Origin of the sequence: uncultured Negativibacillus sp. (assembly GCF_944388365.1) — a bacterium.
GTDB lineage: Bacteria > Bacillota > Clostridia > Oscillospirales > Ruminococcaceae > Negativibacillus.
The window spans coordinates 17,295-30,019 of record NZ_CALXIN010000021.1 but is presented as its reverse complement, the minus strand read 5'-3'; the positions used below and the strand labels follow the sequence as shown (position 1 = coordinate 30,019).

Annotated in this window: 16 protein-coding genes; 9 read left to right on the top strand and 7 right to left on the bottom strand. The window is 52.1% G+C overall.

Features of this window, described 5'->3' with window-relative positions; translation table 11 throughout:
- From Q0L39_RS04990 to Q0L39_RS04980, 3 genes are all read left to right on the top strand, one after another.
- The coding region (locus Q0L39_RS04990) for an RNB domain-containing ribonuclease (RefSeq protein ID WP_296627231.1) at positions 1-1,235 on the top strand (1,235 nt) is incomplete at its 5' end.
- Between the two features lie 64 nt (positions 1,236-1,299).
- Positions 1,300-1,764 (top strand): GNAT family N-acetyltransferase, encoded by a 465-nt coding sequence (locus Q0L39_RS04985; protein WP_296627230.1) that lies wholly within the window; start codon positions 1,300-1,302, stop codon positions 1,762-1,764.
- Between the two features lie 16 nt (positions 1,765-1,780).
- The gene (locus Q0L39_RS04980; protein ID WP_296627229.1) at positions 1,781-2,419 is read left to right on the top strand and encodes an N-acetyltransferase; all 639 of its coding nucleotides are present in this window, start codon (positions 1,781-1,783) and stop codon (positions 2,417-2,419) included.
- A gap of 49 nt (positions 2,420-2,468) precedes the next feature.
- On the opposite strand, the gene Q0L39_RS04975 is transcribed toward Q0L39_RS04980, so the two are convergent.
- Both Q0L39_RS04975 and Q0L39_RS04970 read right to left on the bottom strand, forming a co-directional pair.
- Entirely contained in the window at positions 2,469-2,912 is a 444-nt protein-coding gene (locus Q0L39_RS04975) for a GNAT family N-acetyltransferase (protein WP_296627228.1), read from the bottom strand.
- 72 nt (positions 2,913-2,984) lie between these two features.
- Positions 2,985-3,239: a hypothetical protein gene (locus Q0L39_RS04970; RefSeq protein ID WP_296627227.1), complete on the bottom strand. Its 255-nt coding sequence runs from the start codon at positions 3,237-3,239 to the stop codon at positions 2,985-2,987.
- An 81-nt stretch (positions 3,240-3,320) separates the two neighbouring features.
- Here Q0L39_RS04970 and Q0L39_RS04965 point away from each other — a divergent pair, with 81 nt between their 5' ends.
- A complete protein-coding gene (locus tag Q0L39_RS04965) occupies positions 3,321-3,746 on the top strand; it encodes an NUDIX domain-containing protein (RefSeq protein ID WP_296627226.1) in 426 nt (141 codons plus the stop codon).
- A gap of 55 nt (positions 3,747-3,801) precedes the next feature.
- On the opposite strand, the gene galT is transcribed toward Q0L39_RS04965, so the two are convergent.
- The 4 genes from galT to Q0L39_RS04945 all read right to left on the bottom strand — a co-directional run bounded on the left by galT (position 3,802) and on the right by Q0L39_RS04945 (position 6,740).
- Positions 3,802-4,773 carry a galactose-1-phosphate uridylyltransferase gene (gene galT, locus Q0L39_RS04960; protein ID WP_296627225.1) on the bottom strand — a complete coding sequence of 324 codons (972 nt, stop codon included), beginning with the start codon at positions 4,771-4,773 and terminating at the stop codon, positions 3,802-3,804.
- A 5-nt stretch (positions 4,774-4,778) separates the two neighbouring features.
- Positions 4,779-6,068 (bottom strand): galactokinase family protein, encoded by a 1,290-nt coding sequence (locus Q0L39_RS04955; RefSeq protein ID WP_296627224.1) that lies wholly within the window; start codon positions 6,066-6,068, stop codon positions 4,779-4,781.
- A 199-nt stretch (positions 6,069-6,267) separates the two neighbouring features.
- Complete coding sequence (locus Q0L39_RS04950) at positions 6,268-6,534, bottom strand: spore coat protein (protein WP_296627223.1); 267 nt, start codon at positions 6,532-6,534, stop codon at positions 6,268-6,270.
- 23 nt (positions 6,535-6,557) lie between these two features.
- Positions 6,558-6,740: a spore coat protein gene (locus Q0L39_RS04945; protein WP_296627222.1), complete on the bottom strand. Its 183-nt coding sequence runs from the start codon at positions 6,738-6,740 to the stop codon at positions 6,558-6,560.
- Positions 6,741-7,096: 356 nt separating this feature from the next.
- On the opposite strand from Q0L39_RS04945, the gene Q0L39_RS04940 reads away from it, so the two are divergent.
- Positions 7,097-8,302: a hypothetical protein gene (locus Q0L39_RS04940; protein ID WP_296627221.1), complete on the top strand. Its 1,206-nt coding sequence runs from the start codon at positions 7,097-7,099 to the stop codon at positions 8,300-8,302.
- Between the two features lie 169 nt (positions 8,303-8,471).
- Positions 8,472-8,708: a hypothetical protein gene (locus tag Q0L39_RS04935; RefSeq protein ID WP_296627220.1), complete on the top strand. Its 237-nt coding sequence runs from the start codon at positions 8,472-8,474 to the stop codon at positions 8,706-8,708.
- A 26-nt stretch (positions 8,709-8,734) separates the two neighbouring features.
- Here Q0L39_RS04935 and spoVG read toward each other — a convergent pair whose 3' ends face one another.
- A complete protein-coding gene (gene spoVG / locus Q0L39_RS04930; protein ID WP_296627219.1) occupies positions 8,735-9,109 on the bottom strand; it encodes a septation regulator SpoVG in 375 nt (124 codons plus the stop codon).
- 215 nt (positions 9,110-9,324) lie between these two features.
- On the opposite strand from spoVG, the gene murC reads away from it, so the two are divergent.
- From murC to Q0L39_RS04915, 3 genes are all read left to right on the top strand, one after another.
- Positions 9,325-10,701, top strand: coding sequence for a UDP-N-acetylmuramate--L-alanine ligase (gene murC / locus Q0L39_RS04925; RefSeq protein WP_296627218.1), 1,377 nt, complete (start codon positions 9,325-9,327; stop codon positions 10,699-10,701).
- 114 nt (positions 10,702-10,815) lie between these two features.
- Positions 10,816-11,196 (top strand): RidA family protein, encoded by a 381-nt coding sequence (locus Q0L39_RS04920; protein ID WP_296627217.1) that lies wholly within the window; start codon positions 10,816-10,818, stop codon positions 11,194-11,196.
- A 91-nt stretch (positions 11,197-11,287) separates the two neighbouring features.
- Positions 11,288-12,556, top strand: a complete 1,269-nt coding sequence (locus Q0L39_RS04915; protein ID WP_296627216.1) for a folylpolyglutamate synthase/dihydrofolate synthase family protein — start codon at positions 11,288-11,290, stop codon at positions 12,554-12,556.
- The last annotated feature ends 169 nt before the right edge of the window (positions 12,557-12,725 follow it).

Below are 12,725 nucleotides of genomic sequence, written 5' to 3'. Positions count from 1 at the left end.
GAAGTGCGCTTGACCTTGAGGCTTATCGCCGCGGCACCAGCGTCTACTATGCCGACCAGGTCATCCCGATGCTGCCCAAGGAGCTGTCCAACGGCATCTGCTCGCTCAACCCTGACGAGGTGCGCCTGACCTTCTCGGCGCTGATTACCCTCAAGCTCAGCGGCGAAATCGAGGGCTTCCGCTTTGTCAAAAGCTATATCCGTTCCCGTGTTAAGGGCGTGTACAGCGAGATCAATCAGATTCTCGACGGCAATGCACCGCCGGAAATCACCGAGAAGTATCATCAGCTCATCCCGCAGATTCAGCTGATGCAGCAGCTTGCTAAGATTCTGCGCGCACGCCGTTTTGCCCGCGGCGCTATGAATATTAGCTCGAATGAATCCAAGTTTATTATCAAGGACGGCAGAATCCAGGACATCGTTCCGCGTCCTACCGGTGAAAGTGAACGGATGATTGAGGAATTCATGCTCACCGCAAACGAGGCGGCTGCCACTCTTGCCATGCGCGAGGAGATGCCGTTTGTCTACCGTGTCCATGAGCAGCCGCCGGTCATCAAGGTCAATCTCCTGCACGACCTGCTCACACGGCTGGGTGTACCTGCTGACCGCCTGCTGCAAAATCCACAGCCGAAGGACTTTGCCGATATCCTCGAAGGTGTGCGTGGCACCGAGCTGGAACCTGCCATCAACGGACAATTGCTGCGCACCATGTCCAAGGCGGTCTACTCGGAGCGCAACATCGGCCACTTCGGTCTGGTGCTGGAAAACTATGCCCACTTTACTTCGCCAATCCGCCGCTATCCTGATTTGACCATCCACCGCATTCTGACAAGCTACCTTGCCGGAATGCCTAAGGACAAGCTTAAAAAGCGGTACGGCAGCTTTGTACCCGCCGCCAGCAAAAACTCCAGTGAGATGGAGGTCAACGCCATGAACATCGAGCGCGACTGTGAGGGCTGCTACAAGGCAGAATATATGTCCAGCCGCATCGGAGAGCGGTTTGTGGGAAGAATCACCGGCGTTGCAAGCTATGGATTCTATGTGGAACTTGCAAACAGCGTAGAAGGCATGGTTTCGGTACACGACCTCCCGATGGGCGACTACCAGCTCGACGAAGGCATCGAACTCAAGGAACAGCTCAGCGGCAAGGTCTACCGCATCGGTCAGCAGATTGAAATTCAGGTGGCTTCGGTGGATGTGTCCGCCGGCCAGGTCAACTTTGTGCTGCCGCAATAGAAAGAATGTTCAGGATGGATAGGAACATCTGACGCTAATAATTGAGTGACAAGAGGTATCCGCAATGCTTTGTTACCACACAATAACAGAAGATGAAAAACGAATGATCTGCGACTGGAAGTATGAGGGGGAATACAGCATTTATAGCCTGCCTCCTTACGACCAGATGCAGAAGGATAAGCTGGGTTTTGCAAACCCTGAAAAGGAGAAAAACTTCGACACCTACTTTGACGGAGAGGTGCTGGTGGGCTTTACCAACCTTCTGGAGGAGCAAACCGAGGTGTTTGTCGGCATCGGTGTCAATCCCGAGTTTTGCGGCAAAGGATACGGAAAGAAGATTCTGGAGCTTGCCGCCCAGATCGCAAAGGAACGTTATCCAGGAAAACCACTGTATCTGGAGGTCAGGACGTGGAACGAACGGGCTGTCCGGTGCTATCAGAAGGCGGGTTTTGTGATTGAGGGAGACTGTATCGAGCAGGAAACCTTCCTCGGAGAAAGCCGCTTTTACCGGATGGTCAAAGTAAATTAACAAGATGGAGGTTCAGATGCTTACCATACGAAATGAACGACCGGAAGATTTTGAGCAGGTGGAAACGCTGACCCGAAAAGCGTTTTATAACCAATATGTCCCAGGATGCTTCGAGCATTATCTGGTCCACATCATGCGCGGGCATGAGGACTTTGTTTCAGAGCTTGACTTTGTGTTGGAGCTGGATGGGAAGATCGTCGGAAATATCATGTACACCAAGGCAAAGCTGGTGGACGAACAGGGACAGACAAAGCAGGTTCTCACCTTTGGACCGATCTGCGTCGATCCTGCCCACCAGCGCAAAGGATACGGAAAGAAACTGATCCAGCATTCCTTTGAACGGGCCAAGGAGCTGGGATACGATGTCGTTGTCATCTTCGGCAGCCCGTCAAACTATGTCAGCAGCGGCTTCAGAAGCTGCAAGCGGTACAATGTCTGCATGGAAAATGGAAAGTTTCCGGCGGCAATGCTGGTCAGAGAGCTTGTTCCGAATGCGCTGGACGGCAGAAGATGGTTTTATTACGACAGCCCTGTCATGGCCATCGACGAGGAAGAAGCTCAGAAATACGACGACACCCTCGAACCTATCGAGAAAAAGCAGCTTCCAAGCCAGGAGGAATTTTATATCATGAGCCACTCCTTTGTGGAGGACTAAAGCGGCACAGAAAAAATTGCCCGCAGCAGCTTGCTGCGGGCAAAAAAGTTTAGATCTGTTTTGACATCGGGACGTGCGGACAATATTCGTCCATGTATTCCTCGCCCGATTCGACATAGCCGTTTTTGCGATAGAATCCCTTTGCGCGCACCTGTGCGCCCAGGTGCAGTGTTGCCGGTCCGTTGACCAGCGAATGGATTTTTTCTTCGCAGGCTTTGAGGATGAGGTTGCCCACCTTTTTGCCGCGGTAGTTTTCCAGCACGCAGATGCGTCCGAGGTTCCACACGCCGTCCTTGTCCTGATAGATGCGGGCGGCGCCGATCGGCTCCTCGCCGTCATAGACGGTCAGATGCCAGCATTCCTTGTCCAGGTCGTCAAATTCTACCTGGAAGCCCTGCTCCACAACAAACACCGTTGCGCGTACATAAAAAGCATCGTCGCTTCCTTTTTTTCCTTTGGTCCAGCTCAGTTGGTATTCAGGTCGTCTTGCCAAACCGATTCCTCCTTGCTTTTGTAACTTGCAGAAGGAGGAAATCCCCCTCCGGCGTAGTTTTATTATAGCCGATTATACGCCGCAAATCAATTTGATGAGCAGAAGAAAAATGCAGCCAGGGATGCCAAAGGCGACGCTGATGACCAGTGTCGGCACGCAGATGACCAGTCCCAGCGCAGGAAAAAACAGCTCCATCGCTGCCAGACATCCGGCGCCGCTGAGCGCCGAAAAGAGCGTTCCGCGCACAAAGGTGCGATGATTGACAAAAAACATCGCCTGCACGACCACACAGGCGATCAGAATAAGAAATAATATCGTCTGATCCATAAGCAGTCCTCCTTCTGTCTATAGAAAACTATATGAGCGCAGAGGACAGGTTATGAGTCATTGGGAAAGGAGAAATGCAGGATGATAAGTGTTCGCCTGCTGGAAGAAAGGCTGGAGGACTGCAAAAAGCCGCTGCGGTATGCGGTGATTGCAGCAAAATATCGGGGAAGATGGGTGCTTTGCCAGCATAAACAGCGCAGCACCTGGGAGGTTCCTGGCGGACACATTGAGCAGGAAGAAACTCCTGAACAGGCTGCGCGCAGGGAACTGTTTGAGGAAAGCGGCGCAGAGCAGTACCAGCTGTACCCGATAGGAGTCTATGGAGTAAGCAAGGATGGAGAGGAAGATTTTGGCGCACTGTTCTTTGCTGATATTACCTCTTTTTCCACACTGCCGGAGCAGTCTGAGATGCGGAGAGTGGAATGTTTCGATCAGCTGCCGGAGGAGCTGACCTATCCGCAGATTCAACCGTTTCTGGTGGAGATGGTGGAGAAGGCAGGATTTTAAGCAGGTAAAAAAGACGGACAACAGTTTGTTGTCCGTCTTTTTTGATGCAGTCAATTTACAGCGATGCCAGGTAGCGGATGTAAGCCTCACGCAGTTCCTCGGCGGTTTCCTCCGGACAGCGTGGATTGCAGTGTGCCCAGGCGCCGGTTTCGCTGGAGGCGTTAAACTTCTGCTGGTTTTCCGAGCGCAGCGGCGGGAAGAACTCGACGTGGAAGTGGAAATCCTCCTCGGCGTCGCCGGAGTTGACCGGTGCGTTGTGCATACACATCATGTACGGGAATTCCTTGTGAAACATTGTGTCAAACATGCCGACGATCTGTTTGAGGGTGATGCCAAAGTCGGTCTTTTCCTGGTCGGTCATCTCGGTGATGTGGGAAAAATGCCGCCTGGAAAAGATGTAGATGCCGTAAGGGTACTCGGTGAAAAACGGCAGAAAGACGGTGAAGGAATCATTCTCAAAGATGATGCGCTTGCCAAATTCCTTCTCAGCTTTGAGCATGTCGCAGAATAGGCATCTTCCTTTTTCTGCGCGGTACTGCTGCGCGGACCGAAGTTCCAGCTGGAGCTTCTTCGGGATGACCGAGTAGCCGTAGATCTGGCCGTGTGGATGCGGCATGGAAGTACCGACCATGCTTCCGCGGTTTTCAAAGATGAAAACATATTTGATGTTTTCATCTTTGCGGATATCGGCGTAACGCTCTGCCCACAGATCCACCAGCTTTCTCATGTGCGCGTCGCTCAATTCCTTGAGGGTGGTGTGATGACCAGGGGAATAGAGGATGACCTCACATTTGCCATAGGACGGACGAACCTTGAAAAAATCGTTGGCGACGTCGTCCGGCTGCGGAGGATTCTGGGAGAGAGCAGGAAAGTCGTTGTCGTATTTGAGGACCTCATAGTCGTCGGGAACCTTGCCGGAGCCTGGACAGAAGGGACACCAGTCCTTGGGCATCTGTGGGCGATTCTGGCGGTTGGAGTTAATCATGACCCAATCCTGGATCAGGGGATGCCATCTCAGTTCAGCCATGGTACTTACGCCTCCTCAGTAATTTCGATGCCGCCGCATGGACGAATGGTCAGCAGGTGGCAGCTGTCTTTTCCGGTAATTTTTTCCATCTCCGCAGCAAAGTGCATTGCCATATCGTTGGGCACAAAGGCCTGAATTGTGCCGCCAAAGCCGCCGCCGTGGATGCGGCAGGCGCCGCGGCCTTCAAGCAGATGTTCTGCAGCCATCAGTGCCACCGAAGCCGGCTGGGAGAGCGGCGAGAAGTTCGGGTAGATGTTTTGCAGGTACATAAACGAGGAGCGTCCCGACTGCTGGCACAGGCGGAGGAACCCGTCCATGTCGCCTTCCTGAAGTGCGTGAGCAGCCTGCTGGGCGCGCAGATTTTCGGTAAAGAAGTGGTGGGCGCGCAGTACGGCGCGGTCGCTGGTCTGCTCGCGCACCTGCGCCAGATGCTGATAGAACTGCTCGGCGGGTACCTGCCGCAGAACCTCCTTCTCAAAAAAGGCGGCAACTGCCTTCATCTCCGTAGGGATGGCAGCGTATTCATCGGTCAGGTCGGAGTGATCGCCCTTGACATCCACAATATACAGGCTGTATCCATAGGCGGCAGGGTCAAAGTTGGTTTTGTTTACCATCGGGCGGTCAGGGTTGTAGAAGTCGATCGATACAAATCCACCGACCGAACAGGCCATCTGGTCCATCAGTCCGCAGGGCTTGCCGAAGTAGCGGTTTTCGGCGAGCTGTCCGATCTGAGCGATGAGTACCGGATCGAGGGCGCCGTCGTTGTACAGGCAGGAGAAGATGGTGCCGATGAGCACCTCAAAGGCAGCCGATGAGGACAGCCCTGAGCCGCGCAGAACGTTGGAAGATACGCAGATGTCCGCGCCGCCGATCTCAAAGCCTTTTTCACGGAAGATGGCAGCAGTGCCGCGGATGAGGGCAGCGGTGGTGTTGATTTCTTCTGGATGGATGCTCAGGTCACTTAGGTCGATCTGCTGGAACGCAAAGCCCTCGGAATGGAGGCGCACACAGTTGCAGTCATTTTTTGCGGCAGCGGCGATCATGTCCAGATGGATGCTTGCAGCGACAACACAGCCGCGCTGATGGTCGGTGTGGTTGCCGCTGATCTCGGTGCGTCCTGGAGCGCTGAACAGACGAGGTGTCTGTCCGTCTGGAAAGACCTGTGCAAAGGTATTCACCAGTCGGGCATAGCGTGTGCGCTGCTGTTCCAGCGCGTCGGCGCGGTACAGGCGGGTGAAGATGGTGTCATAGCCGCCCGAGGAGATGGTATGTAAAACGGAAGAATTGGTTTCCATGTTGGATGCCTCCCTTGGTAAAACGAACTTCTTGTATAGGCGATATACAAGGACAATACTAGAGTATCTTATTTGCATCCAATTTTCAATACCAAATAAATAGACAGCGTAAATTATTTTAGGATGAGCACAAAGCACGAAGCATTTATCGTTATAAAAATAAGAGCTGCCCATTTTTATGGGCAGCTCCTGCGGGAGGTTAGTTGGAACTGGAGGAAAATTTCATCTTTGTCTGTGCGATCTTTTCGGCGGGCGCATCCTGGGTTGGATACCAGCCGCGCTTCTGCATCTCGGAAAAGATGTCGTGCTGGATCTGGTGTTCCTCGGACAGCAGGTTCATGAATTCGTTCATCAGTGTCGGGGAGGCACATTCGTTGGTGAAGGTGTTGTAGTTTTCGGTCATGAATTTCTCGGACGAGAGTGCATCGGTCAGCATCTCACGGTCGTTGAGTGTTTCTTTCATCATGGGTACATTCCTCCTTTGCAGTGTCAGGACAACAGGTTGAGCAGCTTGCTTTTGTGGATTTCGTGTTTGGCAGCGATCTGCTGGCAGGAGCTTTTCAGCTGCTGGTCCTGGGTCATCTCGGCGTACATCTTGAACTTCTGGATCAGCAGTTCTTCCTGTCCCAGCTGCTCCTCAATGGCGGTCAGTTCTTTGGTGGTCAGGTTCATGGCGTGTCCCTCTTTTCTTGATAAAGTGAGTTTTTGCTTCGTCCACAGTATGCCCGATTTCCAAACCGTTCAATCATCCGCTTCTCAATATCCCACACCTGTTTCTCCAAAAAGCTGGAACGGGATGTGATAAGCGGAAAAACAACAAACATTTACCACTGTAAAAGCTATTGCAAAATTGTTTTGCAGCGTATATAATAAGCCACAGACGTAGGAAGTGCGTGGAGAACTTCACAGACCGTCCTTCCACAGGGAGGGCTGCGGACATCGGTTTCAGCTCTTCTATTCACAACAGGAGGAATACTTGACAGCAGCGGGTGCGACAGAACAGATGATTCATAGGAGGAAAACAAAAAATGAAAAAAATCATTGCACTTTCGATGGCATCCGCCATGCTGCTCTCGATGAGTACCGTGGCATTTGCCGACATTGAGACAGGGATTGTCGATGAAAACGGCAATCAGTGGCCAAACGAGTTTGGTTTTGGCGGTCAGATTCAGGTGATGCGCGGCGAGGAAGTACACAGCTACGACCTGCAGGAGAAAAACAAAATCGAACTTCAGCCAGGGGATGACATCTACCTGCCGCTGTACTTCACTACCGCAGAAGGCGAGAGCGTGACCATCGGCGCTTCCAAGGAAGAGATGACCGGTCATGTACCATACAACGGTCAGATCGACAAAAACTGGAAGCTCAACTTTGTGGACAAGACCAAAGCAGTCATCGAAACCGCAGAGTTCTACAAAGCACAGTCGAGCGACAAGAATCTGGTCAAAGGTGCAGTCTATGTAAAGGCACAGACCAAGGACGAGTACAACAGCCTGGACGCGCTGGAATACAACTTCAACATCTACATCAACGAGCGTTATACCCAGAACAAGACCGAGCAGATCCAGATGGAAGGCAACTTTGCAAACCCTTCCTCCGACAAGCTGGTTGATTTTGAATGGGATAACAACGTCTACGAAAAATCCGTCTGGGAAGTAGCAGAGGATCAGGATGGTACTGCTACCTTCAACTTTAATGACAATGCTTACTATACTGTAAGAATGTTCAGCGGCGATAAAGTAATGCTCGAGTTCGACCGTCTGTTCGACAGAGAGATTGCAAGCCGCTATGCAGAAGACCTGTACTTCTACAACTTCCGCGGCGATCTGGACAGCTTCAACACCACCGGTACACTGATCATCCCAGTGGACGAGCCAATGTACCTGTATCAGGTGGTTAACGGTGCGCTCAAAGCAACCGAGGCTGTCTACAACGAAGAAAACGAAGCCATGGAGCTCAAAACCCGCTCCCTGGGCAACTATGTACTCAGCCCAACTGCACTGGACATCAGCGCAGAGGCAGAAACTCCTTCCAACGACAACACCAACGAGGAAACTGTGGAAACTCCATCCAACGGTGGAAACGGCCAGGTGCAGGAGAGCAACGACTACCTCGGCGGCAACAGCGACAAGGGCAACCCTGACACCGGTTCCGATGATATGATCGGTCTGGCAGTTGCACTGGCAGCAGTTTCTCTGGCAGGTGCAGTCGCTCTGGGCAAAAAGAGAAGATAATCCCTTCTTAGCCTAGGTAAACATTCATCATAAAGTCCCTTCCTCTGGTTCTCCACCCGGAGGAAGGGCTTTTTGTTTACTGTGGAAAACATCTGCATCCACAGCAGCATTGCGGCAGTCATCCAAATATGCTACGATAGTAAAAAATAAAAAGAAAGGAGGGCATCGGATGAACCGCAGAGGCGTTGGCGCCGTATTCTGCCTGATGGGAGCGATGTTTTTCTGTACATGGAATCTGTCGGCAGCCGTCTTTATGAGCTCGATAACTTCCTGGGATATGGGTTTGTTTGCGGCAGGGCTGGAATATACGGGAATCTTTCTGCCAGTGATGGGAATTCTCAGTCTGGTGATCGGCATTGGCTGGCTTGTCTTTGCCGAGATGATCGAGCAAAAAGAGAAGAAATGAAAAAAGCTCCCTTGCGGGAGCTTTTTTCAGGAGCGGAAGGTCGGATTGGGCGCATTGTAGAGGTTTTGTTCCCACAGGGCAGTCTGACGGGAAGCCTGTGGATTTTGTTCGGAGGAATCGGGAACAGAAGGTGCAGACTCGTGTTCGGCAATGTATTTTTCGTAAGCCTGAAGCACAGCGTCCTCCAGCTGTTTTCGGGCCTGTGGAGTGATAGGGTGGGAGATATCGCGGAAGGCGCCGGTTTCATCGCGGCGGCTGGGCATCGCGACAAACAGACGCTCTGGTCCCTCGATGATCTTGATGTCGTGGACAGCAAGGTCATAATCCACTGTGATGGAAACCAGCGCACGCAGACGGTTTTCAGTGTAGGTTTTGCGGATGCGAATATCAGTAATGTTCATGCTGTTTTCTCCTTTGGGTCGGTTTTTGGAAAGGTTTTCAAGGTCGATGATAGTATGCTCGTTCCTTTCTCAGCTTATGCGCTGATGGCAAGAAAAAGAAAAATCGAACAAAATCGGGAAAATACTGTTTATTTTCCACTCGATTCGCAATATAATAGAGAAAACAGAGGGCACATCCACAATCCAAAGAAAAACACACATCAAAGGTGGTTTGTATGACAAAGATTCGCAAAGATTTTCTGGACGATAAAAAGCATCTTCATTTCATCGGTATCGGCGGTTCGGGTATGTTCCCGCTGGTGCAGATTCTGCACGGAATGGGCTACTATATCACCGGTTCGGACAATAACCCTGGTGACACCATCAACTTCGAACGGGAAAAGATGGATATTCCGGTCACATTGGGTCAGCGCGCCGAAAACATCGAAGGCGCCGACCTGATTGTCCACACTGCGGCCATCATGGACGATAATCCTGAGCTGATTGCTGCCCGTGCAAGCGGTGTGCCGACCATCGAGCGCGCCGATCTGCTGGGACTGGTGACCAGCTGGTTTGACAACTGCATCTGCGTCTGCGGCACCCATGGCAAGACGACCACCACTGCATTGCTGACCCAGATGTTCATGGAGTGCGGCAAGGACCCGTCGGCGGTTGTTGGCGGCAAGCTGGAGGCCATCGGCGGCAGCGGACGACTGGGAAGCAGCGACATTATGGTCTGCGAGGCGTGCGAGTTTGAGGATCACTTCCTCAAGTGCCACCCTGATATTGCGGTCATCCTCAACGTCGATGCCGACCATCTGGAATACTTTAAGACGTTGGACAACATCATTGCCTCCTTCCACAAGTTTGCCCAGATGACCACCAGGACGGTAATCTATAACGGCGATGACCTCAACACCTGTAAAGCGGTCGAAGGCGTCACCGGCAAAAAGATGATTACCTTCGGTATCGACCCGAAGAACGACTATTATCCCACCCACATCGTCCATAAAGATGGACGCCACACCAGCTATACCCTCTGCTGCCATGGGGAGGAGCTGGGACAGGTGCTGCTGAACGTGCCTGGTGACCACAATATTTTAAACAGTATGGCAGCGATTGCCGCCGCCATCGAATCGGGCTGTACTCCACAGGAGGCGATCGTTTCGGCAGGTGCATTCCAGGGAGCAGGACGCCGCTTTGAAATCATGGGAGTCAACAAGGGCGTGACCATTGCGGACGACTACGGCCACCATCCAAAGGAGCTGGAGGTTACCCTGAAAGCAGCCAAGGCGATGGAATACAAGAGCGTGTGGGCGGTACACCAGCCGTTTACCTATTCCCGTACAGCGATGCTGCTGGACGACTTTGCGAGGGTACTGCAGATTGCGGACCATGTGGTGCTGTCGGAGATCATGGGTTCGCGCGAGAAAAACACCTACAACATCTACGCTAAAGATCTGGCAGACAAGATTCCAGGCTGTGTCTGGTTTAAGACCTTTGAGGAAATTTCTGCATATGTGATGAGTCATGCACAGCCAGGAGATCTGGTCATCACCATGGGCTGTGGAGATGTGTATAAATGTGCAAAGATGATGCTCGTAGAAAAATAGAGGTTGCCATTTCTGTATAAAATATGATAAAATAGGAAATGGAAGGAAAACCGTCGGGTTTTCATATATTATCGCAGTCTGCGAAAAAATTTGAATGAAAAGGAAGAGATTATCATGAAAAAAGTAGTTGCAACAACAAAAGCTCCAGGCGCAATCGGACCATACTCCCAGGCAATTATTGCTGGTGACAATATGTACATCTCTGGTCAGCTGCCAATCAACCCAGCAACCGGCGAACTGGCAGAGGCTTGCATCAAAGCTCAGACCAAACAGTCCCTGGAAAACATCAAAGCAATCCTCGAGTCTGAGGGTCTGTCGATGAAAAACGTTGTAAAGACCACCGTTCTGATGCAGAACATCGGTGACTTTACCGCAATGAACGAAGTTTACGCTGAGTACTTCACCGAGGACTGCCCAGCTCGTGCTGCTTACGAAGTTGCAAAACTGCCAAAAGGCGCTCTGGTTGAGATCGAAGCAATCGCTTACGTTAAATAATGTAAATCCGTTCAGGATGCCGGAAGGGACACTGTTTTTGGATAGTGTCCCTTTTGTTTTGAATCGTTTTTGGTGAAGGGCAGGGATCACAGTGGATTATCGACAGGCAGTGGAATTTGTGGAAAGCAGCAGCATCGTGCGGGAACGCTATGGATTGGAAAAGTTACAGCAGGCGCTGCATCTTCTGGGCGATCCACACCATCATACCGAATTTGTACATATCGCCGGCACCAACGGCAAGGGCAGCACTGCGGCAATGACCGCCTCGGTATTGCAGACGGCGGGCTATCGCACCGGACTTTATACCTCGCCGCATCTGATGCGCTACAATGAACGGATGCATATTGATGGAGTGCCCATCTCGGACGAGGACTTTGTGGAGGCAGCAAGTCAGGTGCAGCGTGTCTGCGAACAGCTCGGAGGAGTACCTATCGTCTTTGAGGTGCTGACCTTGATGGCACTGTGGTATTTTGCACAGCAGCACTGTGATATCGTAGTGCTGGAGGTGGGAATCGGCGGGCTGCTCGATTCCACCAATGTCATCCCTTCGCCAAAGGTTGCCATTATCACCCAGCTGGGAATGGATCATACCGAAACACTGGGAAATACACTGGAGGAGATCGCCGCGCAAAAAGGCGGCATCGTCAAGGAAGGGACACCAACGGTGATGGCGCTGCAGGAGCCTTCGGCGGTAGCGGTTGTCCAGCAAATTTGTGACAAATACCATGCGCCACTAGCATTGGCAGATCCCGAGCGTCTGCGGGTGCTCGACGCTTCGGTAGCGGGTCAGACGCTGGAGGACAGGGAATATGGAAAGCTGATGCTGCCGCTGGCTGGCGCACATCAGCGAAAAAATGCAGCAAACGTTCTGGAGGCAGTCGCCATGCTGCGAACACAGGGATACCGCATCAGCGATGACGATGTACGGGAAGGCATTGCAAAGACAGTTTGGCCGGCGCGGTTTGAGCGTCTTTCGACTGCACCGGACTTTATTCTGGACGGTGGACACAATCCGCAGTGCCTGCACGCGGCAACAGCGGCACTCAGGGAGTATTATCCTGGGCAGAAGGTGGTTTTTCTGGTGGGAATGATGGCGGATAAGGACACCGACCATATGCTTGCAGAGATGGCGTCGATCGCCAAGAGTTTTGTCTGCATCCGTCCGGACAGCCCGCGCGCCATGCAGCCGCAGCTGCTGGCACAGCAGCTGACCGAGCGTTTTCACCTTCCTGCCTGTGCCTGTGGCAGTGTCCGCGAGGGAATTGCGGAAGCCACCCGACAGGCGGGCAAAGAGGGCGTGGTCTGCGCTCTGGGCTCGCTTTACCTTGCCGGAGAGGTTCGCGCCGCTTTTGGACGTTAAGTTTGGGCGGATAATTTTTTCCAAACTGTAAAATATCCGACAAACGGCCTTGTTTCTTTGACAAACGGCTGAAAGCGTGGTATCATAAATCCTAACCATGATATGAAAAAACAGAGCCCTCTGCGAAGAGAAAACGCTGGGGTTCTGGTGTGGAAAAATAAAAACCCGT